We start from the raw sequence: 26,133 nt of genomic DNA on the forward strand, positions 1-26,133 counted from the left end.
CAGTATATTTGTTTGAATTAATTGGACTGTATAAACCGTAATATTACTATGAATAAATTCATTATAAGTTTAACACTTTTCGTTATATTATTGACTACAGGGTGTGTTTCTTTAAAGAAGTCTATTTACCTACAAGGTCATATGACTAAAGAGTTGGATGAAGTAGATCAATACTATAAGCCCAATAAGTCAGAATATCTTATTAAACCCAATGATAATTTATATATCAAAATCAACTCCTTAGATGAACGAACTTCAGCTTTTTTGAATAACGATGGGGGAAATAATGCAGGAACATCTAGTATAGCAAACCCAATGGCTGCTAGTTTAGAAGGGTATCGAGTGGAATTAGATGGTTCTATTCAGTTTCCTTTTGTTGGAAAAATACATGTAAGTGGGCTAAGTCTGGATCAAGTTCGGGAAAAAATCCAGTTGTCTGTTTCGAAATATGTGGAAGAGTGCAGTGTAAACGTAAAACTTTTAAATGATAATATTACCATTTTAGGAGAAGTAAGATCTCCAGGACGTTTCTTACTCTACGCAGAAGAAGTGAATATACTTGAAGCAATTAGTTTAGCTGGCGATATGACTGATTTTGCTAATAAAGAGAAAATAAGATTGATTAGAAAAGAAGGTGACGTTCAACAAATGTTAGAAATCAATACATTAGATGAGCGAATTATTTACTCACCTTATTATTATCTAAAACCAGGTGATATTATCTATGTTGAGCCACGTAAATTAAAATCTATGGTATTAACAAATATTCCTTTAGGAATAAGCTTAACTTTTTTGAATACCGCTTTATTATTATTAGCACTGTTTAACTAAATATAACCTTATTTTATGAATCAAGATTTTGATGATTACTCTTTGGATGCCTCGGATGGGAATAATATTAATATGGGTAAACTCCTAAAAAGGGCTCTTAAATTTTGGTATATAGTTCTTATTTGTCTTATTATAGGATGTGCTTATGGTGTTTATAGTTATAAAACTACTATGCCCATTTATAAGGTTAGTTCTCTAATGCTAATTAATACTGGCGAAGGTAATATGAATTCCTTGCTAGGGACTAGCGAGAATGGCTTACCAGGTATAAGTCTTGGTGCTTACAGTAACATAGATAACCTTATTGTATTTTTAACTTCAAGTAGTCATGTTGAAAAGGTGATTAGAAAGCTTGATTTCTCAGTCACATATTTTCAAAAAGGTATGTTTCTAGAACAAGAGATCTACGATAAAACTCCTTTTGTTGTAGTACAAGATACTACTGAAAATGGATTCACTGGTGGGAGTTTTGATATTTTATTTACATCAAAAGATAAATTCTTAATTAATAGAACTGGCGAAAAAACTATATATGAAGGAAAGTTATTTGAGAAAATGGCTATACATTCTAATATGTTTACAGTTTTACCCAATGAAAAAGTAAAAGACATAGAGTATACCAATAACCCTTATCGTTTTGAATTTAACCCTCTAAAAACTCTTGTTAATCGTTATATGAGGGAAATTGCGATATCATTATATCGTAAAAAGTCGTCGGTATATGAAATTTCAACAACAGAAAATAATACTAATAAAGCAAAGGATTTTATTAATGAGCTTTCTAGAAGTGCTATTCAGTATAACTTAGACAAGAAGAATTATATCGCAAATAATACAATTTCGTTTATTGATAAACAATTGTCGGGGGTGTCTGATTCATTGAGTTCTGCTGAAAAGATATTGGAAGAGTTTCGCTCTAGTAATGAGGTAATGGATGTATCCATGCAGGGGCAGATGATTATTCAGCAATCTCAAGATCTTGAGATGCAGAAAGCCACATTAATGGCACAACTAGATTATTATAAGTATTTAAGAAATTATATAGAGAACAATAGTAATGTTTCTGATTTAATGGCACCTTCGTCGAGTGGGGTTAATGATCCTATTTTGCAGCAGTTAATTAGTGAGTTATCAGTTAAGCATGCTGAAAAGTCAAGTTTGCAATTTAATTCAAGACAGGATAATCCTACGATATCAAGAATAAATCGTCAGATAGAAACTATAAAGTCATCCATTCTAGAGAGTACTAAAAGTATCATTTCTACTACTAACTTAACCATTAATGATCTCAATAAGCGATTAATGAGCTTAAGTAGACAAATTAAAAAACTTCCAAAAACAGAACAAGTTTTGCTTGGTATAGAACGTAAGTTTAATTTTAATGATGAAATGTATAAGTATCTGTTACAAAGAAGATCCGAAGCGCAATTAGCAAAGGCTTCAAATATGGCAGATAATGAAATAATAGAAGCAGCCACAACTAAAGCTAGAATAAGCCCAAATAAATATAAGGTAGTTGTTTTCGTAATTGTGATAGGTTTATTCTTACCATTAGTACTTATATTTTTAATACTGCTGGCAAATAAAAAGATTTTAGATAAGGATGATGTTCAAGCAATATTAAGTACCCCTTTTATCGGAACAATGCCTTATACAAAATGCAAAACTGATGAAATCCCATTTTTGTTAAGTCCCAAATCAATATTTTCTGAATCAGTGCGCTCTATAAGAACCAATTTACAGTTCTTTAAAGGGAAAAGTAAAGCAAAAACGATTCTTTTAACATCGTCTATTTCTGGTGAAGGTAAAACCTTTTGTGCCGTTAATATTGCTAGTAGTTATGCATTAATGGGTAATAAGACTGTATTAATTGGCTTTGATCTTAGGAAGCCTAGATTGGATACTTATTTTATTAAGGATAAGAAAAAAACTGCCCAATATGGCTTAAGTAGTTTTCTTTCTGGAGATGATCAATTTATGGACAGTAATTTCATAATACCCTCAGAAGTAGAATTGCTCGATTATATTCCAAGTGGGAAAATTCCACCTAATCCTTCTGAGCTGATTGGAAGTGAAAGAACTAGTCTTTTATTTAGGGAATTGAATGAATTATATGATGTTATAATTATTGATACGCCTCCTATTGGTTTGGTAACTGATGCAATGTTATTAGAGCGCTTTGCGGATACCCAGATATTGGTTGTGCGCCAAGGTTATACTCCAAAGTTGGTGTTAAACTCATTAGTTAAAGAAAATAAACTAGATAACTTTAATAAGTTATCCGTCTTACTAAATGGAGTTCCTGTAAAGAAAACGGGTTACTCATATCAATATGGTGGATCGTACTATGTAGATAAAAAATAGACTATCATTGTTCAAAATAAGACAGGCAGTTGAATAATCTTCAACTGCCTGTTCTGTTTTAAGTATATATATTTTAGAACTTGAAATGAACACCTCCTAAAATCATCATAGGAGTTTCATCCATAAACGCGAACTCTTGTGAGGTATTACCTAATAAGTTCTTTCCATTAACGTAAACGGTTAATGATTTAGTAGCCTTGTAAGACACCTTAGTATTAAAGATCAGTTTACTACTTAATGGAACATCGTAGTATTGATTTTCAATTGTTTGATCACCATAATAGTATCCTTGAGGATAGATTTCTATTTTCTCAGTTGGGCGATATATAATTGAAAATCCACCAAAATATGAAGGAGTGGCTTTATGCGTATAATTGTTTTTTAGGTTATCAGGTAAAGTTGATGATGATCCTTTCACCACAGCAGGTACATCGTCTGGAGCGATAGCACCAGTAGCTAATTGGTAGCCTAAATCAGTTAATGCTTGTGTTGTTGCATCTGTAGTAAAATGAAGTATCATTTCATCACGACTATTCTGTAAATAATTATCTAGAGTAGTTTTTTGAACTGTTAGATTACCCTTTAGTACTAGTTTTTTAGATACTACCCAATCTATACTAATCGTTGCGCCAAGTTGTTTTGAAATTAAATCTAATGCGCTATGTTTAAGGTTTACAGAGTCAGGAACCGAAATTGGAGCAGTTTGACCACTTGGGTCTGTGAGTACTTCTAAAGCATTATATATATTCACATCAGTGTAGTTAGGCATTAGTGCTCCATAGCCTGAACTTTTAGTATAAAAAGCTTCTAAGTCTATTAGGATATTTTTACTGGGTCTTACTCTATAACCAAGCTCAATCATATCCATGGTTTTTAATTCAGGGTTATCATCGCCATCAAATTGCATAACTCTTGGATATGGTCTGTTTTTAAGGTTCCATGTATAATTAGAGTAGGTATTTACGATAAATGAGGATTGATTTGCACGGGAATATACAGCTCTTATAATATTGTTGTCATTAATTTTGTAAGATCCAATAAATTGCCACGAAGCGTAAATATCGTCAGGATGATTGTACTTTTCTGCACGAAGTGCTGCAACTAATCTAAGTTTCTCAGTTGGATTGTAATCAAAACGAGCACTAGCTGCCATAATATTTATGGTACTCTTTTTATTTAAATATCCATTGCCAATCTCTGCAATGTGTTCACTATCATCATACGAAATATTTTGATAGCTTAATCCCGGTCTAATACTCAGCTTGTTCAACTTAAAGTTATATTCTGCCAAAGCAGAAAATTGCGTATTGTCGAGTTCAAAACCTTCTTCACCAGCAAGGTAATTAATAGTTCCACCGTTATAGTTGGCTTGAAAGGAGAAATCTTTAATATCAGCTCTTAAATCAACATATTGTGTTTCTGCAATTTTGGTTGAGTATGGACTTGGGATATCACCCATAGATGAAGTTAATGATTCTGAATTTTGGTAACCCGCCATAAGGTTTATTGAAGCATCCTCAGTTGGGGTAAATTCAAGGTATCCATTTACACCCATTCGTTCCTTTGATTGCCCCGGATTAGGAAATGAGGTGTTGATATCATAAGTCTGATCACCTACCATGAAAGGCTCCCAAATTTGGTAAGGGCCATTGTACATTCGGCCAATCTCATCCACAGAATAGTATCCCGAACCAACCTTATTGCCATCTAGTGTGAATAGAGGGTTTCCATCTTCATCCTCGCCGTTGTAAATGAGTAATTCTTCTCGTTCTCGGTCCCTAACTTCATAGTTTCCTGTAATCCCAAAACCAAGTTTATTATTAACTTTTTTTCTAAAGGCGATATCTCCTATGTAGGTATTCAAACTACCTGCTTGGATATTTCCTGAAACTAATGCGCTTTCATTGGTAATATTTTGTGTTATGATATTGATAACACCTGATAATGCATTGGGGCCGTATAAAGCACTCGAAGGCCCACGAACAACTTCTATTTTTTCAATGTCTTCAAAACTAATTGGCAGGGTTTCCCACAAAGTACCACCATGTGAATAGTTAAATACTGGGCGACCGTTAATCATCACCAATGTATTCATATTCTCAGAGTATACTAACATGTTTTTAGCAGGTAAATTGTCATTACCTCTAATGTGGACATCATAGTTACCATTGGTTTTTTCTCTGACAATCATACCTGGAACAAGCCTTAAAGCTTCTTCTAATGAAGTTGCACCTGAGGCTATAATTTCATCATGGCTTAAAACAGTTGAGGAAAGGGGAGAGTCAAAAAGGTTTTCGTTAGATTTTGAGGCTGATGTTACATTTTTATTTAATAATAATTCGTATAATTCTTCAATGCTCGATGCACCAACTAAGTCCATTAAGTGCATAATTTCATCTAGCTCATAATTTGCAAGCTCATCAATTGACATTTCAAGAACGTCATTTTTGCTTATCGTGTTGATATCTCTTTTCTGGGCAAAAGATGATATTGTAATCGTAATGAAAGCGATTACTAAAATGTATTTTTTTAATAACATATGATAGGTGCGTTTATTTTACTTCGATACCTAAACTGATTAGTTTAGGACTAACTTTTAAATTGTTTGAATTGATGTTGTTTTTACTAATCTCAAATTTCATTTTGCCATCCACTAAAGCATAGTTAATGTGTGCGCCTTTATTGCACATCTTTGCTTTGTCTGTTACAATCAGCGTTGGCTCATTTAGTAACGATTTAGTAATTGCATCAATACTATTGGAATTTGAAGTAGGTATGTAAAGAATATTTGTGCCTTTTGCTTCATCTGGCGATCCTACTTTTTTTATAACAATAGTTTTAGCATTAATTTTTCTAGATGAAGCTAATTTCTTTAATTCATCTTCAACATCATCAGAACCATAAATTCCAATAATAAAATCTTTTTGATTTGAGGATTCTGGCCATTCGATGTACTTTGCAAAATTGAATAAAAACAAAGCCTTAAACATGGATTGTTGACCAGTAACTGATAATGACATGATTGCCATCATCAGAACGAGAATTTTCTTTTTCATTTATAAATAGTGTTTAAATCTTATAATATTATCTGCATAGGTTAATTTAGTGCAGGTATCTAAGATAATTGTATAATATAGTTACGTTATTGAATAACGTATTCGAATATGAAGCAGAAAGGTTACTGTATTTTGGAGGTTTTATTTTCTGATATGATTAACGTAGCTACGTTAGTGGTTAAAGGCTTTATATGCTAGATAAGTGGGGCTAAATAAAAAAGTGCCTATCAGAAATATTATCTAATAGGCACTTGATATAGTATTTTAATAACGTAGTTATACTAACTCTCCTTCTAAAGAAAATTTGGCAGCATTTGTTATTTTTAAGTTTATAATCTGACCAATTAAATTTTGGTTATCCGATTCAAAACGAATAACTAGTTTACCTTCTGTATGTCCCGATAAATAGCCAGCTTTGCGATCTTTTTCTCTAACTAGAACCTTTAATGTTTTACCAACCTGAGATTTATTATATGCATAAGTGTTTTCTGATAAATCGTCACTTAATAAAGCAAAACGTTTTTTCTTCTCTTCAAGAGGTACAGTATCTTCCCATCTGTAAGAGGCTGCACCTGGTCGTGGTGAATACATTGCAATGTATGCCATGTTGTATTTAAACTCATGCATTGCTTTACGTGTATTTTCAAACTGCTCTTCAGTTTCATCCGTAAAACCAACAATAATATCGGTAAATACGGTTGCTTGTGGTAAAATACGTCTAAGCTCAGTCATGCTTTCTCGGTATCGCTCAAGTGAATGTTTTCTATTCATCTTAATTAATACTTTCTCATCACCACTTTGAATTGGGAAGTGAATTTGCTTTCCTAAACAGTCATACTTCGCCATAATATGAAATATATCCGTAGTCATATCCATTGGATGTGGAGATGTAAAGTATACCCAAAACTCACTGTCAACTTCTTCTCCAATTTGGCCTACTTTTTCAAGTAGCTCAGGAAATAAAATTTCATCACCTTTTTTATCTAAACCATAAGAGTTAACATTTTGCCCTAAAAGTGTTATTGTTTTATAACCTTCTTGTGCTAATCTTTTTACTTCGGATAATATTTCTTCTGATGATCGAGAAATTTCTCTACCTCTGGTATACGGAACAGCACAATACGTGCAAAATTTGTTGCATCCATTTTGAATTGGAATAAATGCTTCAAATTTCGAATTGTATTTTGGCTTTACATTCCAAAACATTTTTATTTCTTCACTATCAGTTTCTGGAACAACTGACAGAGATAAAGGATTTGTAATGCCATACTCACCAAGCATTTTTGGTAACTGTGGTAATTCGGGCATCCCAAAAACAATATCAAATAGTTTTAAGAATTTTTCTTTATCAGCCGGTAATATACACCCCGAAATAAATGTGATTAAACTCTTCTTGTTTTTCCACCTATTCCATTTCGATATTTTTGAGTAAACTTTATCAATTGCCTTTTGACGGACAGAACAAGCTAAAATCCCAATAATATTTGCATCCTCTTCCTTTTCAACACGCGTGCAACCTGCCGCTTCTAATACTGACGCCACGCGCTCTGAGTCGCTCATATTCATTTGGCATCCTAATGTCAGTAAAAAATATTTCACTTTAACTATTTGTTTATGTTTAGAGATAAAAAGTAATCTCTAATGCTTAGTTTATTAATCCTTCTCTATTGCAATTATCATACCCTAACAACAGATTAAAAATAAACCTCTGCATGTATCTGCTCATTTGCTATTCCCTTGTTTTCAAGAATATCGTATGCATCATGTATCATATTGCAATTTCCGCACAAATATACTTCAGTTTCTTTATCTAGCTCTATTTCTTGTAAATAATTTGTAAGTCTACCGGCATAGTCGCCCGATTTATCTCTAGAAGAACAAAGTACATACTTCTCTTTTTCGTACTCACTTCTTTCGTATCCTTCAGCCGCGCTTCTTACTCCGTGTATGATTTTATAATCCAAGTCAGGGTTTGATTTTACCATGCTATGAAATGGCGAAAGGCCTGTTCCGCTTGCAATAAAAAGATATTTGGTCTCATCCTTTTTCTTTTCGTTTAGGCCAAAATAGCCTACAGGCTCTTCCACAACAACATTGTCACCTGCTTTAAGCTTTTTTAATACAGGAGTAACCAATCCGTTTTCAACCTCTTTTACTAAAATCTCAATAAACGGAGCATCAACAGCACTGTAAATTGAATATTCACGCGTATGTATTCCGTTAGGAGGTCCAACACAAACATGTTGCCCGGCTGAAAATTCTAAATCATTCTTTTCAAAGCGTATAATAAAAGCGGTATCGGTTAAGTGTCTTATTTCTAATATTTCATGATAGTTTAGTCTTTGTCTGCTCATATATCTAATAGTTTTATTCCAATTTTAAATCAGACAATAAAGTCTGTTAATATTCCATTTTTAAACCCTTAGACTACTAAAATGTTCAACAATTTTGCTGCTTTAGCAATCTACTTGTGAGTTTATTCATTAAATTTATATTTTTATAAGTCCATTTATGATTTGCTAATCATGTCACCCTATATAAATTTGATGTCATACAATGTTAGAAAATAGCTTTAGAAGTAAGGAAATTAGCTGGTTATCTTTTAATAATAGAGTTTTGCAAGAGGCGGCTAGAGATAATGTTCCTTTAGTTGAGAGAATAAAGTTTTTAGGAATATACTCGAATAACATGGATGAGTTTTTTCGAGTTCGTGTTGCAATTTTAAAGCGCTTAAGTCAACTTGATAAAAATTCGGTTTTTGAAGGAGGATCCCCCAAGGAAATTTTAAAGCAAATACACGATATTGTTTTATTGCAATCGATTAAATTTTCGATGGCTTATGATAAAATTCTCAGTGATCTCGCAGAGAATAATATTTACTTGATTAACGAAAATGATTTATCCCCTGATCAGGGCGAATTTGTAAAACGCTACTTCCAACGTAAGGTTCGGGGTCATTTAATGCCAATTATTTTATCGAAAAAACGCCAATTACACGATTTGGCAGATGACGGAATTTACTTGGCAATTTATTTAAAGGATACCGAAAATGATAAAATGAACTATGCTTTAATAGAAATTCCGCCAAGTATAGATCGTTTTGTTTTGTTGCCATCAACAGATGGTAAAAAGTATGTTATGTTATTAGATGACGTAATAAGATACGAGCTTAAAGATATTTTTTACATGTTTAAGTTTGATGAAATAAAGGCATATACTTTCAAATTAACTCGCGATGCAGAGTTGGATATTAACGACGATATATCAGAGAGTTATGTGAAAAAAATATCAAAGAGTCTCGAGCGACGTAAGGAAGCAATACCGGTTCGATTTGTTCATGATAAAGAAATGCCTGAGGAATTACTCAATATTTTATTGAAGAAACTGAATTTTAAATCAGGCGATGCAGTAATCCGTGGTGGGCGATATCATAATTTTAAAGATTTTATTGGTTTTCCTAAGTTTGGTAGTAGCACCGGTATGAGTTATCCAAAATTACCAGGGATACCTCATAAGGATATTAAGCCATCACAATCTTTCTTTAATATAATTACGAAGAAGGATTTACTATTACATTTTCCGTATCACTCATTCGAAAATTTTATTGATTATCTGCGCGAAGCTTCAATAGACCCAACGGTTAGTGCTATAAAAATTACGATTTATAGAGTTGCAAAACAGTCGGCTGTGATGAATTCGCTCATCAATGCTGCTCGTAACGGAAAGAAGGTTACTGCCGTAATGGAGCTTCAAGCTAGATTTGATGAGAAGGCAAATATTGCATGGGCCAACCGATTAGAAAATGCAGGGGTAAGAGTTATTTTTGGTGTTCCAGGGCTTAAAGTTCACGCAAAATTATGTATTGTAACAAGAAAAGAAAGAGGACGTTTTTCTGACTATGCCTGTATTGGAACCGGTAATTTTAATGAAGATTCTGCAACCATATTTGCCGATCATTTATTATTTACAAAGCATATTGGTATAACCACTGAAATTAATTCAATATTCGATTTCTTTCACAAGAATTATAACATACCAGAATTTAAACATTTATTAGTTGCTCCATTTTGTTTAAGAAATACAGTGGAGACTTATATCGAGAAAGAAATCGCAAACGCCGCAGAAGGTAAGAAAGCACGTATTGATATAAAACTTAATAATTTGGTTGATTACAATTTAATTCAATTGATATATCGTGCCAAATCATCAGGAGTAGAGGTGCGATTAAACATACGTGGTATGAACTCTCTTTATTCAGATTTTAAAGATGAAGCCGGGCCAATAGAATCCATAGGTATTATTGATCGCTTTCTTGAGCACTCAAGGATATTTGTATTCCATAATAATGGCGATGAAAAATTCTTTATTTCTTCAGCTGATTTAATGACTCGAAATTTAGACAGAAGAATTGAGGTTGCTTGTCCTATTTACGATAAACGCTTACAAAAGGAGATACGTTTAATGCTTAACTATCAATTAAAAGATAATTGTTCGGCACGTATATTAGATAACAAGTTAGTGAATGAGTTAAGACCAAGGGCAGAAGGAGAACCTGAGTTTAGATCTCAATTAGAATTTTATAATTGGCTTCAAGATCAAAAGTGATGAGATTATTCATATATAGATACTCATGCAATTGAGTTTTATCATAAATCATGAATGTAACAATGTACAATTTTGCACTAGTTAAAAATTAAGCAAAGGACGATGGGTAAAATGAAAGCTCTTGTAAAGGCAAAACCAGAAAAGGGAATCTGGATGCAAGAAGTAGAATTGCCAAAAGTTGGAGTAAATGATGTTTTGATTAAGGTTGCTAAAACAGCTATTTGCGGAACGGATTTACATATATATTTATGGGACGATTGGGCCAAAAGAACCATTAATACACCAATGGTTGTAGGCCATGAGTATGTTGGCTATGTGGCCGAAGTGGGTTCCGAAGTTAAGGAGTTTAAAGAGGGAGATAGGGTTACAGGAGAAGGACACATTGCCTGCGGACATTGCAGAAACTGTAGAAGAGGAAGACAGCATATTTGCGAAAATACAATAGGTATTGGCGTTAATATCGATGGTTCGTTTGCTGAGTATGTAAAAGTTCCGGCCACTAATGTAATGAAAGTTCACCCTAAAATTTCAGATGAAGTTGCTTCAATCATGGATCCGTTCGGAAATGCAACACATACAACTTTGAGTTTTCCAATAATTGGGGAAGATGTTTTGGTAACAGGTTCTGGTTTAATAGGAAGCATGTGTGTTGCTATTGCAAAGTTTGCAGGAGCAAGATATGTTGTGGCTACAGAAACGAATGAATATAGAGCTAAACTGGCAAAACAGATGGGCGCAACGCGAGTGGTAAATCCATTAAAAGAGAATTTGCAAGATGTTGTAGCTGAAATGGATCTGAAAGGCTTTGATATTGGTTTAGAATGTTCAGGTAACCCACATGCTTTTAGCTCAATGATTGAGCATATGTATAATTCGGGCAAAATTTCAATGCTGGGGATATTACCAGAAACCACTACGGTTGATTGGAATAAAATTATTTTTAAGGGCTTAACCTTAAAGGGTATTTATGGTCGTGAAATGTATGAAACTTGGTACCATATGGAACAAATGCTTCTATCAGGTATCAATCTAGAACCTATGATTACACATAGATTTGGGGTTGATGATTTCCAAAAAGGTTTTGATATTATGGAGACGGCAAATAGTGGTAAAGTAATATTGAATTGGGATTAGTTTTATAATACGAACACTCATATTTCAAAGTTCTCAAGCTTGTTGCGAGAATTCTGAAAATAAGTTATAAACAAAAAGCAGTAAGTTGTGGGTTGGCCATTATTACTGCTTTTTTTGTATCTCTGATTTTAGGAACCCTATCTACTTACTTACCGAAACAAAAAAACAGCCTATATAGCCTTCGGAAAATCCGAAAGCTCGAATGCATTTTAAATAAAGATTTCGGGAAACCGGCCAGACCTATTTAAATTTAAATTCACCTTTTGGAAATCCCGACAAGCTGTTTTTAATTTTATAACGGTTTTCGGAAAGCCCGATACGCCTATTTATATTTAAATATGCTTTCGGAAAATCCGGAGGGATTATTTAAGTTTAGGCACGTCTTTCGGAAAACCGGTAAAATACATTACCCAGCATTATTTATTGTTTGCACATTTTTATTGATCAATTGGGGATATATAATAATGTGAATAATTAAAGCTCAAATGTAAACTGTATTTATTTACCTTTGTTTCATAATAAAAACTGAGAATAAATAAGTATGAGTTCAGAGATAAAAAGCACCGCCGAAAATCAAGAGGAATATATTGAAGATGGTAAAATTACGGTTTTAGGTGCCCGAGTTCATAATCTGCAAGACATAGATATTGAGTTTCCTCGAAACGAGTTAGTTGTTATAACGGGTTTAAGTGGTAGTGGTAAATCATCCTTAGCTTTTGATACTATTTATGCCGAGGGCCAACGTCGTTATATCGAAACATTCTCAGCCTATGCACGTCAGTTTTTAGGTAATATGGAACGACCCGATGTTGATAAAATAACCGGTTTAAGTCCTGTAATCTCCATCGAACAAAAAACTACTAATAAAAACCCTCGTTCCACAGTTGGTACCATCACCGAGATATACGATTTCCTTCGTTTATTATATGCTCGTGCAGGAGTTGCATATTCGTACAACACAGGCGAAAAAATGGTGAAATACACCACTGAGAAAATATTAGATTTAATATTTGATAATTTCGAGGGTAAAAAGGTATACATCTTAGCCCCATTGGTGAATAACCGCAAGGGACATTACAAAGAACTATTTGAGCAAATTAGAAAAAAAGGCTACCTACATGCCCGTGTAGATGGAGAGATAGTTGAGCTGGATCACGGTTACAAGTTAGATCGTTATAAAAACCACAGCATCGAGATGGTGGTAGACCGTACAAAGGTTAATGCAAAAGACAGAAAGCGATTGACCGAGTCCGTAGAGCTTGCCATGAAAAATGGGAAAGGCATTATGATGATGCTAAATGCAGATACGGATGAAGCAAAATATTACTCTCAAAAATTAATGTGTCCCACAAGTGGAATTTCATACAGCGAACCAGCTCCACATAATTTTTCATTTAATTCGCCACAAGGCGCTTGTTCAAAGTGTAAAGGATTAGGCGTTATTGATGAGGTTGATATTGAAAAGGTGATTCCTGATGATAAGTTAAGCATACATGCCGGCGGAATAGTACCTCTTGGAAAATATAAAAACAGTTTAATATTTTGGCAAATTGAGGCTTTGGCCGAAAAGCATAATTTCACTATTAAAACGCCAATTAAAAATATTCCAGAAGAAGCACTTGACGATATCTTACATGGTTCAAGCGAGCCTATTACACTTAAAAATACACCGCTCGGAAATACATCAAACTACTTTGCAAGTTTTGAGGGTGTTATAAAATACGTAATTCAGCAGCAAAGCAACGATACTTCAAAGAAGGCCAAAAAATGGGCCATGCAATTTGTTACCAATTCAATTTGTCCTAGTTGTAACGGACAACGTTTGAAAAAAGAGTCGCTCCATTTTAAAATTGCTGATAAAAACATAGCGGAACTCGCTCAAATGGATTTAAACCAATTGGCAGATTTATTTGAGGGGATTGAAAAACAACTTGACAATAAGCAGAAAGCAATTGCAAGCGAACTACTAAAGGAAATCAGAAATCGTCTAGGTTTTCTTCTCGATGTTGGGTTAACCTATCTATCCTTAAACCGAACGGCAAATACATTATCTGGTGGTGAGAGCCAACGTATTAGGTTGGCAACACAAATTGGCTCACAGTTGGTTAATGTACTTTATATATTAGATGAACCTAGCATTGGTTTGCATCAGCGCGATAATCATAAATTGATTCAATCGCTGAAGCAGCTGCGCGATACTGGTAATTCTATTCTTGTGGTGGAACACGATAAGGATATGATGATGGAAGCCGATCACCTGATTGATATGGGACCATTTGCAGGCCGACATGGAGGAGAGGTTGTGGCACAAGGTAAACCTGAGGAAGTGATTAAACACAACTCTTTAACTGCCGATTACCTGAATAATAAAAAATGTATTGAGGTTCCGAAAACCCGACGAAAAGGGAATGGTAATAAACTAGTACTTCATAAGGCAAGTGGTAATAATTTAAAGGGTATTACGGTTAAGTTTCCTCTGGGAAAACTGATTTGTATTTCAGGAGTTTCGGGTAGTGGGAAATCTACCTTGATAAACGAAACTCTTTACCCAATTTTAAATCAGCATGTATATAATTCGGTAAAAGATCCGATGCCATTTAAGAAAATAGATGGATTAGAGCATGTAGATAAAGTTGTGGATGTGGATCAATCACCTCTTGGCAGAACGCCACGTTCGAACCCTGCTACCTATACCAAAATGTTCGATGAAATTCGAAAGCTATTTACGGGTCTGCCAGAATCAAAAATAAGAGATTATAAACCGGGCCGATTTTCATTTAACATGGCCGGTGGTCGATGTGAAACATGCAAAGGTGGAGGTGTTCAAGTAATTGAGATGAATTTTCTACCTGATGTAATGGTCGATTGTCCTGAGTGTAATGGAAAACGATACAATCGCGAGACTCTTGAAGTTCGATATAAAGGAAAATCGATTAGCGATGTGCTTAATCTTACCATTAATCAGGCCGTTGAATTTTTTGAGGCTATCCCAAAAATAGCATCTAAACTTAAGGTGATGCAGCAAGTGGGCTTGGGTTATATCACACTCGGTCAGCCTTCTACTACGCTTTCAGGTGGTGAATCGCAACGCGTAAAATTAGCCAGTGAGTTGGCAAAAAAAGATACGGGTAAAACGATCTATATTCTAGATGAACCCACAACAGGCCTACATTTCGAAGATATCCGAGTTTTACTCGAAGTAGTAAACCGCCTGGTTGATAAAGGAAATACGGTTATCGTAATTGAGCACAATCTCGATGTGATTAAAGTAGCCGACCATGTAATTGATATTGGTAAAGAAGGCGGCCGTTTTGGTGGGGAGCTATTATGTGAAGGAACTCCTGAGCAAGTAGCTAAAAATAAAGAAAGCTTTACCGCTAAATTTTTACGTGATGAGCTGAAAAAGTAATAGTATCTTATTCAGAATGTGTTTTTTTCGTAGGTTTGTACTTAAGCGCCTTGTTGGATTGGCCTCTTTACAGAAGGCTTTTGTTTTATTTGCAGCTTTAGTAAGACTGGCTAGCTGAGAGCTTAGCTCGAAGATCCGCCAGCCGCACTTAAGCTTCAAATAAATAAAAAAGTTTTTTGTAAAGCAGCCTTGAATTTCTTTGCTTCTGTTTCTTGCTTCAAGGCATCGGGACGATTAAGAATTGAGTATTCTTAATTGTTTCAGGATGAAGTTGGGCCTACCTGCCGGCAGGTAGGTTTGGGCTAACAGCCCAATACGTAAAATTATATTAGAACAGCATAGCTGAAAAAGTAATTAAACTACATTAAATATTTTATAAGAATAAAAATGATTGTTCTTGAACCGTTTGTAGAAGCTGACTTTGATAGATTTATTTCTTGGATTGTTGATGAAAAAATGATGTTTCAATTCGCAGGTCCTGCATTTACATTTCCTGTTTCTCATCAACAATTGAAGCAATATATATTAGCTGAAAATAGATTAATTTATAAGGTGATTGAAACCAAATCGAGCAGAGTAATTGGTCATGCTGAGATTAATAATATTGATGTAAGCAATAAGAGCGCGCGTTTATGCAGAATACTGATTGCTGACGAGCAAGATAGAAATAAGGGATATGGCAGAATGTTAATTCACTTGCTTCTTGAAGTCGGTTTTTCGAAACTAAATTTACATCGTATTGATTTAGGTGTGTTTGATTATAATTTAGGTGCAATTAAGTGTTACGAGAAGTGTGGGTTTCTGAAAGAGGGTTTATTGCGAGATACCTTCTTAATAGATGATGAGTATTTCTCAACCTATAACATGAGTATCCTAAAAAGAGAATGGACTAAGCCATAAAATAGATTAGAGATTACCATTAATAGCCTGTTAGGCAGTTTGTGAAGCCTATAGATTTTTATAGCTTTGCTGCTGTATTAACTATATCAACATAAACACTTTTTTCGATGAGACACGTTATATTAGGCTTAGCTTTATTATTGAGCACTATTGTTGTTGCCCAACAACAAACGGTGAGCCTAGAAGATATTCAGAAAAATGGGACATTCCGTGCTAAATCAGTTCATGGCTTAAAATCTATGGATGATGGAGCTTACTACACAACATTAGCAGAAGGAAAGACCCAAATTATAAAATATTCCTATTCAACAGGTAAGGCCGTAAAAACCCTTATTGATTTATCTAAAATTGATAATTGCCCTATTGATCATATTGAAGGTTACGATATAAATAGTACACAAACTAAGGTGTTGATGTATGTAAATAAAAAATCTATTTATCGTCACTCATATACGGCAAACTACTACGTTTATGATATTCCATCAAAGGAGATTACTCCTTTATCTAATGAGGGTGTACAACAAGTAGCTACCTTTTCACCAAATGGAGAGATGGTTGCATTTGTTAAAGAAAACGACCTTTACATTGCAAAATTAAAATTTGGTACTGAGGTTAGAATTACCAAGGATGGAGAATACAACAAAATTATTAATGGTATTCCTGATTGGGTTTACGAGGAAGAATTTGCCTACAATAAAGCACTCGAATGGTCTCCTGAAAGTACAGAATTAGCCTACGTTCGATTTGATGAGAGTGATGTAAAAGAATTTACATTTCCCTTATACAAAGGTACGCATCCAACTAATGAAGATTATTCTTTATACCCAGGTGAATATTCGTTTAAATATCCTAAAGCCGGAGAAACAAATGCTAAAGTTGATGTGAAGGTGTTTCATATTAAAAATAGAACCACAAAAACCATGAAGCTTGAGAATACTGATACAGATTATTATATCCCACGTATCAGATGGACAAAGCAAGATGGTAAGTTGGGGATATTAAAAATGAACCGTCTGCAAAATCAATTTGATCTTATTATTGCCAATAGTGCATCGGGTGTTTGTAAAACCATTTTTACAGATAGAAACAAGTACTATGTTGCAGAGGAGGTTTTAGATAATCTTACATTTTTAAATGATGCCAAACATTTTGTTTATGTGGGAGAGTTTGATGGATATAACCATATTCACCTATACTCAATGGCTGGGCTAAAAATTAAGCAAATCACCAAAGGAGAATGGGATGTAACAAAATTTTATGGTTACGATACTAAAAAGAAACTTTTTTACTATCAGGCAGCTAAAGAGAATGCAACCAAACGCGAAATTTACGCCACAAGTATTGATGCAAAAAAAACGTATAAATTGTCTGCTAAAAGCGGTACGAATAGCGCCGTGTTTAGTAATGATTTTAAATTTTTCACCAATTACTACTCAAGCACTACGGTACCAACTTTAGTTACATTACATAGTCAGAATGGTAAATTATTACGAACTCTTGAGGACAATAATACATTAAAGAGTACGGTAAGTAAATATAAAATAGCATCAAAAGAATTCTTTACTTTTAAAACATCTGAGGGAATTGAACTTAATGGATGGATGGTTAAACCTTTAGGTTTTGATGCCAATAAAAAGTACCCTGTTTTAATGACTCAATATAGCGGTCCTAATTCGCAACAAGTTCTTGATCGTTGGGGCTACGGATGGGAGCAAACATTAGCTGCCGAAGGATATGTGGTGGCTTGTATTGATCCTAGAGGTACTGGGGCACGCGGAGAAGAGTTCAGGAAGTGTACCTATATGAATTTAGGAAAATACGAGTCTGACGATCAAATAGAGGCTGCTAAGTATTTGGGGTCATTAAATTATATTGATGAAACAAAAATAGGCATATGGGGCTGGAGCTACGGTGGTTTTATGAGCTGTAGTTGCTTAAGTAAAGGCAATGGCATATTCAAATTAGGTATTGCAGTTGCGCCGGTTACTAATTGGAGGTATTATGATAGTGTTTACACGGAGCGTTTTATGCGTCGTCCTCAAGAAAATGCCAAAGGTTACGATGCAAATTCACCTATTAGTATGGTGGATGATTTACAGGGACGATTATTTTTAATACATGGTACAGCTGATGATAATGTTCATTACCAAAATACTTTGGAGTATGTAGAGCAATTGGTACAAGCCAATAAGCAATTCGATATGTTTATTTATCCCAATAGAAACCATAGTATTTATGGCGGTAATACCCGAATGCATTTATATAATATGATGTTTGATTATTTAGAAACTAATTTGAAATAGCATATCAAATACAATCTTATTTAGGCTCCTTTAATCGTCAGTATTAGAGGAGCTTTTTTTATGCTTTAGACTTAATATTTGTATCTATTTATGGCTAGTTTTTTAACTATCATTAACCATCATACTGCTTTGGTATGCATGTTGTTGGCATAGAATTTGGCTTTGTTAGTACACTAATAAAGCCATAAAAATGATACAGTATTCTTTCAATAATGACAATGAGCTATTAAGTATTGAATTTACAGATACCGTAAACTTTATTGATATAAATGGTATCTGGGATAAACTTGAATTAATAATTAATCCTGAAGTAAAACATCTAAAAGCTCTGATTAAGATGAACTGCTGTGAATCAGACTTAAATCCGGCTCACCTTCAAAGTATTATTGATACCCAACGTATGAAACATAGACAAGGTGTATTTTATAGCGTTGCTATTGTTTGTACAAAACCGGTTAATACAGCCATGGCCATGGTATATCAGAATATCAGTAATTTATGCAACTTGGATGTTAGAGTCTTTTCAAGTGTTTCCAATGCCGAAAAGCATCTATTAAACAAAGAGCACATGCTTGCTCGTTAACATCAATACCCATATTCGATGCATTAGTTATGCAATCTGTTTATCATTCTGATTAAGTCAAAACTCTATTTGTCTTCTAAAGAAGGATTGAGTACTTTTGATTTAAAATCGAATTTTGAGGCTTTTATACACATTTCTATTTCTTATAAGTTTACTTCAGACTAATAAAGTCTTTGCCCAAGAAACCATACTTGTAAAACACGAGGATGGTAATTACTACGAAGAATATCTTAGTTTGAAAAATGATACAAGCATAAAGCACGGTAGTTATCTTAGGTTCTATAAAGGCAAGGTAATTGAGAAGGGCCAGTTCTCAAATAATACTAAAATAGGTAAGTGGCTTTATTTTTCATTAGATGCGATATTTGAGTATGAGTATAACTACGATACACAAAGAATCAGTAAAATATCAGGAAAAGATAAAGTTGAAGACTATGTTCAAACTCCGGTATACTTTAAGGGTAGCCCTATAATTCCTTATCTTTTTCTGATTAAAAATATTCGCTACCCAATTGAAGCAAAAAAGCATAACATAAAAGGCCGTGTGTCTTTGGCAATTCAGATTAATAACCTTGGCGAGATTGTTAGTTTTTATGTTAGAGAAAAGTTGCATCCCCTCTTAGATAAGGCAGTTGTTGATGTTGCCAAAACATTTCCGAACAATTGGCAATGGATTCCGGCGCAATACAATGGGCATAATATCGATGGAGAATACATTATTAATATAGAATTTGAACTAGTAGAATAAGATATACGATTAATTTCGCTGCATTGCACTTTTCTAGTATTGAAATCTATCCCTCCTATCCGCAATAATTAAACACTTTCTTTTATCTTTGCACTTTCAAATTTTGAATTTTAGCATACGCAAGTAATGAGCATAGAAAATCAATTAAGAAGCAGGTTAATAACTGCCGTTAAAGAATTATACAATCAGGATATAAACGAGAAACAAGCACAAGTACAAATTACTCGCAAGGATTTGAAAGGTGATTTTACTATTGTTGTTTTTCCACTTCTAAAGATTTCGAAAAAGTCGCCTGAAGATACCGGTATTGAAATTGGCGAGTATATTAAAGCCAACGAAGAATCTGTAGCAGCCTATAATATTGTAAAAGGCTTCTTAAATATTGAACTTGCTGCTGACTATTGGTTAAATCTAATCAACGAAATAGCTCTTAAAGATCAATTTGGTTATGTTGAGGCTAAGGAGGATTCACCATTAATGATGATTGAATATTCTTCTCCAAATACCAATAAACCATTGCACCTTGGGCATATCAGAAATAATTTATTGGGATATTCTCTATCAAGAATTGCTGCTGCAAACGGCAATAAGGTTGTAAAAACCAATATTGTTAATGATAGAGGTATACATATTTGTAAATCGATGCTTGCCTGGAAAAAGTGGGGTGAAGGAATTACTCCAGAGTCATCAGGTAAAAAAGGAGATCATTTAGTAGGTGATTTCTATGTAAAATTCGATAAGGAATATAAAATTGAAATAGCTCAAATCATTGCTGATAAGTTAAATGATTATTCTGCTATTAAGGATACTGAAGACTTTGGTGCTTTACACAAATCATTAAAAGCTAAAAAGAAAAGCAAAGAGGGCCTTAATGAAGTTGAAGCTGCTCAACTTGAGGCTTGTGATGAATTGGCTAAATATGCAGAGAACAATGCTCCACTAATTCTCGAAGCACGTGAAATGCTAAGAAAGTGGGAAGCTAAGGATGAAGAAGTATATGCTGATTGGAAAATGATGAACGAATGGGTTTATGCCGGTTTCGATGTTAGTTATAAAAAATTAGGTGTAGACTTTGATAAAATATATTACGAATCTGATACCTATACCGTAGGTAGAGATATGGTATTGGGAGGTCTTGAAAAAGGTACTTTCAATAAGCGTGAAGATGGCAGTGTTTGGGTTGACTTATCTGATAAAGGTTTAGATGAGAAGCTTTTACTTAGAAAGGATGGAACTTCTGTTTATATGACCCAAGATATTGGTACAGCAAAGCTTCGTTTCGACGACTATGATATCGATAAAATGGTATATGTTGTAGGTAATGAGCAAGATTACCACTTCAAGGTTCTATCGTTAGTTTTAGATAAATTAGGTTTCAATTGGGGGAAAGATTTACAGCACTTCTCATACGGAATGGTTGAATTACCTCAAGGTAAAATGAAATCGAGAGAAGGAACAGTTGTTGATGCTGATGATTTGGTTGACGCAATGGTAAATACTGCTCGCGATATGTCTAAAGAGTTAGGTAAGCTTGATGGTTATACTGATGAGGAAGCTGAGAAAGTATATAAAATGATTGCTTTGGGTGCTTTAAAATACTTTATTCTTAAAGTTGACCCTCGTAAGAATATGACTTTTAATCCTGAGGAGTCTATTGACTTTAACGGAAATACTGGTCCGTTCATACAATATACACATGCACGTATTCAGTCTATTTTCAGAAAAGCCGCCGACCAAGGGGTTACTGTTGATGAGCAGCTAAATACTAGTGTAGCTATAGATGAAAAAGAAAACAACTTAATCAAGATGATTTCTAATTTCCCTAACATTGTTGCCGAAGCTGGAAAGACATATTCACCTGCAGTTATTGCTAATTACGCATATGACCTAGCTAAAGAATACAATCAGTTTTATCACGATCATTATATTTTAACTGAAGAGAATAAAGACATTATGCAAATGCGTTTTGTTCTATCTAAATCAGTAGGGAAAACCATAAAGAATGCCATGTTCCTATTAGGAGTTGATGTTCCTGAAAAAATGTAATTGAAATTTATTATAAGATATCATACCAAGATTTTAGCTTTAAGTAGTTAGTCTTGGTATTTTTATATAGAAAAAAAACTACCAATCATGAAGATTCATTGGATACAACATGTAGCATTTGAGGGGCTAGGAAACATTGAAGAGTGGGTAGAAAATAATGAGCACGAGCTAACTTGCACCCGCCAGTTTAAAGGAGATATATTACCCGACTTGAATGCCTTTGACCTGTTAATTGTTATGGGCGGACCAATGGGAGTGTATGATTTTGAAGAGTACCCATGGATTAAACCTGAAGCAGAATTTATAAGAGCTTGTATTCAGTTAGGTAAGCCTATTCTTGGTATTTGTTTAGGTTCTCAGTTTATAGCCTCAGCATTGGGTGCTAAAGTATACCCCGGTCCTTGTAAAGAAATTGGTTGGTATTCTTTAAGTATTAATGTAGATTCTGTTCTAGGTAATCAGGGCGAAAATATAAATGTATTTCATTGGCATGGAGATACTTTTGATTTACCTATAGATGCACAGTTGTTAGCATCAACTGACGAGGTGGTTAATCAAGCCTACAAAATCAATAACAATGTTATTGGACTTCAGTTTCACCTAGAGCAGACTACAGATACTATTAATACCATGTTGCTAAATTGTAGTGAAGAAATAGCGCAAGGCGGAGATAAAGTTCAAACAGATGCAGAAATCAGAACACAGCTTAACTACTTTGAAAGCAATAAAAAGCTAATGTTCTCTATATTAGATTTCTTGATAAAAACCTAATGGTTTCAAGGTTCAACTATGGTTGAAGGAGTTAGTATGCTAACACTATACAGAATACCTCTTAGGTTGTTTATGTTAATTTAATATATGTATATTAGTGCCATCGAAAAATTAAACCACATGAACAAACTTCTACTATTATTACTCACATGCTTTTTATTAGAAGGCAATGCTCAAACAAAAGGAGATTTTAACACACTCCTTAAAGATCATAATATTCAGTTTAAAGCTCCAACGGGTTTCAAGTCAACGCCTGTTATCGAAAATCCAGATTTAACATATAACTATGCTTTACTTAGTGTTAAGGATAGCATTGAGGTGCGTTATACAATATTCCCTTTAGCTAGTTTAATGTCAGACTACGAAACCAATTTGGCTGATCCTAATGTAACAGTAGTAAACCCAAATAAATACTATGAGTCAATGTATATGGCAAATATTCTTAGTATTTCTCAGTTGGGTGCAGGTAATATGCCAACTCAAAACAGCTTGCATAGCGAGGTTGCTAGAATTGAGTTTAATGCCGACTTTGCCGCAACTTCTTTATTCGATTGTAATTCAGAATACGCAAAAGACTACGATCATTGTTTGTTTATTTTAGTGCACAAAGAGAATGTTGCAGATATTTATATTTCCATTTTAAGTGACGATCAAAGTAAAATTGAAGAGAAATTACTAGAGGTATTTAAAAGTATCAACTTCAAATAAATTGTAATTCCAATATCAATAACTTTCTGTTGATATTGGAATTATAATCAAATGAGAATTACCTTTTAGGAAGGGCAATTGAGTATTCCTTTTTTCTTGTATTGGTTAATGCATTGGCACGTAACCATGGATTTAAGTCTTTAAACTCTTTGTAAGAACTATTGTGTTGTTTGGCAAACTCAGCAATATTAACAATGGTACTATCAACTTTTATTATATTTGTAGGGATAGCGCCATACAAATGATCCTCATCAACATGGAAGCCGTAAAAATCAGGATGTGTAAGTATTTCTTTAATGGCTAAAATACGATATACATATCTTCCGGTTTCTTCACCTAATAATAACTCGTAATAATTATCAATTAATTGCTTGTTAAGCTGCTTTTTTATTCCTGTTCTGCCGGCATTGTATGATGCAGCTACTAAAGTCCAGTCTCCAAACTCAGCATGCATTTTATTAAAGTACTTGCAGGCAGCCACTGTTGCCTTTTCTATATTGTAGCGTTCATCAACCTCGGTAGTAACTTCAAGTCCATACTCGCGACCTGTAGTTTTCATAAATTGCCAAATTCCAGCTGCTCCTGCAGGAGAAATTGCTCGTGGCATTAAGCTACTTTCAATAACCGCTAAGTATTTAAAGTCGTCAGGAATGTTGTTTTCTTTTAGAATAGGTTCTATAATTGGAAAATATCTATTACATCGTTTTACAAACAATACGGTTTGCGATTGCCAATAGGTATTTACCAGTAATTCTCTATCAAAGTTTTCTTTAACCCAATGCTTCTCAAGGGGTACTTTTTCACCGGCAAAATTTAATTGGTTTGGTATTTCGAGTGAATGAATAGAGTAGGGGTTTACTTCCTCTAGAGGAATGGCTTCTTTACTTTCTGGTGGTGTTGAGTTAACAAACAATTGCGAAATAATAAAAATGGCAATTATTGCTGAGCTAATGGTTAGTATTCGGATTGATATATTGTGAAATGATTGCTTCATGATTCTTTTTTTAGTGTGATATTCATTTTTGTTTTATGAATACCAGGTACTGATATTTTAATTTTACGGTGTGGTAAAGATGCAACTTTATTGTACCAATGTCCATACAATTAACATACCATCATACATAAATTGATGTATAATAATAGCTTTGATTTTAAGGAGTAATAGGTGTTGTTAAGCAAAACCATTTGAAACGAGGTGTAACAAAAAAAAGAGGCTGATTTATCAGCCTCTATTCTTATATGGTTACACTTTAAATTAAGCTTCGTCTTCTTGCTTAGGCTCTTCCTTTGGTAATTCAACATCAAGTTTATCATCCATTTTAGAGATATCGTAAGAACGTAATGGCCTTTTGCTAATCTCAGCATTATTATTTCTGCTTTTATAAATGTCGATAGCTTGATATAAAGCTTGACGGAATGATTCTGGATCAGCTTTATCCTGTCCTGCTATTTCAAATGCAGTGCCATGGTCAGGACTAGTACGAACTACAGGCAGGCCGGCAGTGAAATTAACCCCATTAGAGAACGATAGTGTTTTAAATGGTATTAAACCTTGATCGTGATACATTGCCAATACAGCATCAAACTTTGAAAGGTTGTTTGAACCAAAGAAACCATCAGCAGGGTAGGGCCCAAGTGCCATAATACCTAATGATTTTGCTTTTTCTATGGCAGGAATAATTACATCAATTTCCTCTTTACCTATTAAGCCATTATCGCCTGCATGAGGGTTCAAACCCAATACGGCAATTTTTGGTTTGCGTATGGTAAAGTCATTTTTTAGTGAGTGATTTAATATACGCAGTTTATCAACAATTTTATCTGTATTTATGGCGTTAGATACTTGTGTTACCGGTATGTGTCCTGTAACAACACCTACTTTCATAATATCACTGATTAGTAACATTAATGAGCCATTATCGCTAAACTTTTGCTCAAGGTATTCGGTATGCCCTGGAAACGAAAACTCATCAGACTGAATGTTCTTTTTATGGATTGGAGCTGTAACAAGCGCATCAATATTACCATCCTTTAGATCGTTAGTGGCTTTTTCAATGGCCATATATGCAGCAGTACCTCCATCTTTAGTGGCTTTACCTAATTCAACTCTTACTTCGTCATCAACACAGTTGATAATATTAACCCTTTTAGGATGCGCTTCGTTAGCTTCTTTAATGTTATTTAAACTAAAGTTAGCTATGTTTAGTGTTTTGCGGTGGTAAGCAGCTACTTTAGACGATCCGTAAATTACTGGTGTACAAAAGTCCAACATACGGTTGTCGGCTAAAGTTTTGAAAATTATCTCATAACCGATTCCGTTAATATCGCCATGAGTAATTCCTATTTTTATTTTTCCTTTCATTTTGGTCTCCTATTGTGAGTATTTCGATTGGATTAATCGGCATACTAGTTTTGTGAGTTAGGTTATTTACCCTTAACCCATGCTAATTGCAACAATATACTTAAAGTTTGTAAAGATAAAAACAAAAGGCAAAAGATAAGAGCTTTTAGATAAGAGATGTTAGTTTATAGATCATAGACTAATTGAAATATCTAAGCCTTTTGTGCAGTAGGGTATGAAACGGCAGTGATTGCTTTAGGCTGCCGCTTTTATACGGAGGGTGTAGGCGACCGCAGGAAGCCCACGCACCGACTATATAAAACGAGCCGCCTAA

The 26,133-nt window shown here is 34.2% G+C and carries 18 protein-coding genes; 12 read left to right on the forward strand and 6 right to left on the reverse strand.

The window, feature by feature from the left end:
- Positions 1 to 48 precede the first annotated feature (48 nt).
- Both QMO11_RS01095 and QMO11_RS01100 read left to right on the forward strand, forming a co-directional pair.
- Positions 49 to 831, forward strand: a complete 783-nt coding sequence (locus QMO11_RS01095; RefSeq protein ID WP_282035635.1) for a polysaccharide biosynthesis/export family protein — start codon at positions 49 to 51, stop codon at positions 829 to 831.
- 15 nt (positions 832 to 846) lie between these two features.
- Positions 847 to 3,195, forward strand: a complete 2,349-nt coding sequence (locus tag QMO11_RS01100; protein ID WP_282035636.1) for a GumC family protein — start codon at positions 847 to 849, stop codon at positions 3,193 to 3,195.
- A gap of 73 nt (positions 3,196 to 3,268) precedes the next feature.
- Here the strand turns inward: QMO11_RS01100 and QMO11_RS01105 are convergent, their stop codons facing one another.
- From QMO11_RS01105 to QMO11_RS01120, 4 genes are all read right to left on the reverse strand, one after another.
- On the reverse strand, positions 3,269 to 5,734 hold the full coding sequence (locus QMO11_RS01105) for a TonB-dependent receptor plug domain-containing protein (protein ID WP_282035637.1): 2,466 nt from the start codon (positions 5,732 to 5,734) through the stop codon (positions 3,269 to 3,271).
- Between the two features lie 13 nt (positions 5,735 to 5,747).
- Positions 5,748 to 6,251 carry a YfiR family protein gene (locus QMO11_RS01110; RefSeq protein ID WP_282035638.1) on the reverse strand — a complete coding sequence of 168 codons (504 nt, stop codon included), beginning with the start codon at positions 6,249 to 6,251 and terminating at the stop codon, positions 5,748 to 5,750.
- A 276-nt stretch (positions 6,252 to 6,527) separates the two neighbouring features.
- Complete coding sequence (miaB, locus tag QMO11_RS01115) at positions 6,528 to 7,850, reverse strand: tRNA (N6-isopentenyl adenosine(37)-C2)-methylthiotransferase MiaB (RefSeq protein WP_282035639.1); 1,323 nt, start codon at positions 7,848 to 7,850, stop codon at positions 6,528 to 6,530.
- Positions 7,851 to 7,945: 95 nt separating this feature from the next.
- Positions 7,946 to 8,605 (reverse strand): ferredoxin--NADP reductase, encoded by a 660-nt coding sequence (locus QMO11_RS01120; protein WP_068472701.1) that lies wholly within the window; start codon positions 8,603 to 8,605, stop codon positions 7,946 to 7,948.
- Positions 8,606 to 8,807: 202 nt separating this feature from the next.
- Here QMO11_RS01120 and ppk1 point away from each other — a divergent pair, with 202 nt between their 5' ends.
- The 10 genes from ppk1 (at position 8,808) to QMO11_RS01170 (ending at position 23,458) form a co-directional block, all read left to right on the forward strand.
- On the forward strand, positions 8,808 to 10,856 hold the full coding sequence (ppk1, locus tag QMO11_RS01125; RefSeq protein WP_068472703.1) for a polyphosphate kinase 1: 2,049 nt from the start codon (positions 8,808 to 8,810) through the stop codon (positions 10,854 to 10,856).
- Between the two features lie 102 nt (positions 10,857 to 10,958).
- The gene (gene tdh / locus QMO11_RS01130) at positions 10,959 to 11,990 is read left to right on the forward strand and encodes an L-threonine 3-dehydrogenase (protein WP_245820785.1); all 1,032 of its coding nucleotides are present in this window, start codon (positions 10,959 to 10,961) and stop codon (positions 11,988 to 11,990) included.
- Between the two features lie 541 nt (positions 11,991 to 12,531).
- Positions 12,532 to 15,399 (forward strand): excinuclease ABC subunit UvrA, encoded by a 2,868-nt coding sequence (uvrA, locus tag QMO11_RS01135; RefSeq protein WP_282035640.1) that lies wholly within the window; start codon positions 12,532 to 12,534, stop codon positions 15,397 to 15,399.
- Positions 15,400 to 15,786: 387 nt separating this feature from the next.
- Positions 15,787 to 16,299: a GNAT family N-acetyltransferase gene (locus QMO11_RS01140; protein ID WP_282035641.1), complete on the forward strand. Its 513-nt coding sequence runs from the start codon at positions 15,787 to 15,789 to the stop codon at positions 16,297 to 16,299.
- Between the two features lie 107 nt (positions 16,300 to 16,406).
- Positions 16,407 to 18,602, forward strand: a complete 2,196-nt coding sequence (locus tag QMO11_RS01145) for a S9 family peptidase (protein WP_282035642.1) — start codon at positions 16,407 to 16,409, stop codon at positions 18,600 to 18,602.
- 190 nt (positions 18,603 to 18,792) lie between these two features.
- On the forward strand, positions 18,793 to 19,185 hold the full coding sequence (locus QMO11_RS01150) for a hypothetical protein (protein WP_068472711.1): 393 nt from the start codon (positions 18,793 to 18,795) through the stop codon (positions 19,183 to 19,185).
- 115 nt (positions 19,186 to 19,300) lie between these two features.
- Positions 19,301 to 19,933 (forward strand): energy transducer TonB, encoded by a 633-nt coding sequence (locus QMO11_RS01155; protein ID WP_282035643.1) that lies wholly within the window; start codon positions 19,301 to 19,303, stop codon positions 19,931 to 19,933.
- A 126-nt stretch (positions 19,934 to 20,059) separates the two neighbouring features.
- On the forward strand, positions 20,060 to 21,979 hold the full coding sequence (gene argS, locus QMO11_RS01160; protein ID WP_282035644.1) for an arginine--tRNA ligase: 1,920 nt from the start codon (positions 20,060 to 20,062) through the stop codon (positions 21,977 to 21,979).
- 87 nt (positions 21,980 to 22,066) lie between these two features.
- Positions 22,067 to 22,750, forward strand: coding sequence for a glutamine amidotransferase-related protein (locus QMO11_RS01165; protein ID WP_282035645.1), 684 nt, complete (start codon positions 22,067 to 22,069; stop codon positions 22,748 to 22,750).
- 120 nt (positions 22,751 to 22,870) lie between these two features.
- The gene (locus QMO11_RS01170) at positions 22,871 to 23,458 is read left to right on the forward strand and encodes a hypothetical protein (RefSeq protein WP_282035646.1); all 588 of its coding nucleotides are present in this window, start codon (positions 22,871 to 22,873) and stop codon (positions 23,456 to 23,458) included.
- A 58-nt stretch (positions 23,459 to 23,516) separates the two neighbouring features.
- Here the strand turns inward: QMO11_RS01170 and QMO11_RS01175 are convergent, their stop codons facing one another.
- Positions 23,517 to 24,452 carry a lytic transglycosylase domain-containing protein gene (locus QMO11_RS01175; RefSeq protein ID WP_068472724.1) on the reverse strand — a complete coding sequence of 312 codons (936 nt, stop codon included), beginning with the start codon at positions 24,450 to 24,452 and terminating at the stop codon, positions 23,517 to 23,519.
- Positions 24,453 to 24,713: 261 nt separating this feature from the next.
- Positions 24,714 to 25,820, reverse strand: coding sequence for a 4-hydroxythreonine-4-phosphate dehydrogenase PdxA (gene pdxA / locus QMO11_RS01180; RefSeq protein WP_282035647.1), 1,107 nt, complete (start codon positions 25,818 to 25,820; stop codon positions 24,714 to 24,716).
- Between the last annotated feature and the right edge of the window lie 313 nt (positions 25,821 to 26,133).

This window comes from Saccharicrinis aurantiacus (assembly GCF_947489045.1).
In the GTDB taxonomy this organism is placed as follows: Bacteria; Bacteroidota; Bacteroidia; order Bacteroidales; family Marinilabiliaceae; genus Saccharicrinis; species Saccharicrinis aurantiacus.

Coding starts and splice junctions, on each gene's coding strand:
- QMO11_RS01095 (WP_282035635.1), top strand. CDS start 49: ATGAATAAATTCATTATAAGTTTAACACTTTTCGTTATATTATTGACT.
- QMO11_RS01100 (WP_282035636.1), top strand. CDS start 847: ATGAATCAAGATTTTGATGATTACTCTTTGGATGCCTCGGATGGGAAT.
- QMO11_RS01105 (WP_282035637.1), bottom strand. CDS start 5,734: ATGTTATTAAAAAAATACATTTTAGTAATCGCTTTCATTACGATTACA.
- QMO11_RS01110 (WP_282035638.1), bottom strand. CDS start 6,251: ATGAAAAAGAAAATTCTCGTTCTGATGATGGCAATCATGTCATTATCA.
- QMO11_RS01120 (WP_068472701.1), bottom strand. CDS start 8,605: ATGAGCAGACAAAGACTAAACTATCATGAAATATTAGAAATAAGACAC.
- ppk1 (WP_068472703.1), top strand. CDS start 8,808: ATGTTAGAAAATAGCTTTAGAAGTAAGGAAATTAGCTGGTTATCTTTT.
- tdh (WP_245820785.1), top strand. CDS start 10,959: ATGGGTAAAATGAAAGCTCTTGTAAAGGCAAAACCAGAAAAGGGAATC.
- uvrA (WP_282035640.1), top strand. CDS start 12,532: ATGAGTTCAGAGATAAAAAGCACCGCCGAAAATCAAGAGGAATATATT.
- QMO11_RS01140 (WP_282035641.1), top strand. CDS start 15,787: ATGATTGTTCTTGAACCGTTTGTAGAAGCTGACTTTGATAGATTTATT.
- QMO11_RS01145 (WP_282035642.1), top strand. CDS start 16,407: ATGAGACACGTTATATTAGGCTTAGCTTTATTATTGAGCACTATTGTT.
- QMO11_RS01150 (WP_068472711.1), top strand. CDS start 18,793: ATGATACAGTATTCTTTCAATAATGACAATGAGCTATTAAGTATTGAA.
- argS (WP_282035644.1), top strand. CDS start 20,060: ATGAGCATAGAAAATCAATTAAGAAGCAGGTTAATAACTGCCGTTAAA.
- QMO11_RS01165 (WP_282035645.1), top strand. CDS start 22,067: ATGAAGATTCATTGGATACAACATGTAGCATTTGAGGGGCTAGGAAAC.
- QMO11_RS01170 (WP_282035646.1), top strand. CDS start 22,871: ATGAACAAACTTCTACTATTATTACTCACATGCTTTTTATTAGAAGGC.
- QMO11_RS01175 (WP_068472724.1), bottom strand. CDS start 24,452: ATGAAGCAATCATTTCACAATATATCAATCCGAATACTAACCATTAGC.
- pdxA (WP_282035647.1), bottom strand. CDS start 25,820: ATGAAAGGAAAAATAAAAATAGGAATTACTCATGGCGATATTAACGGA.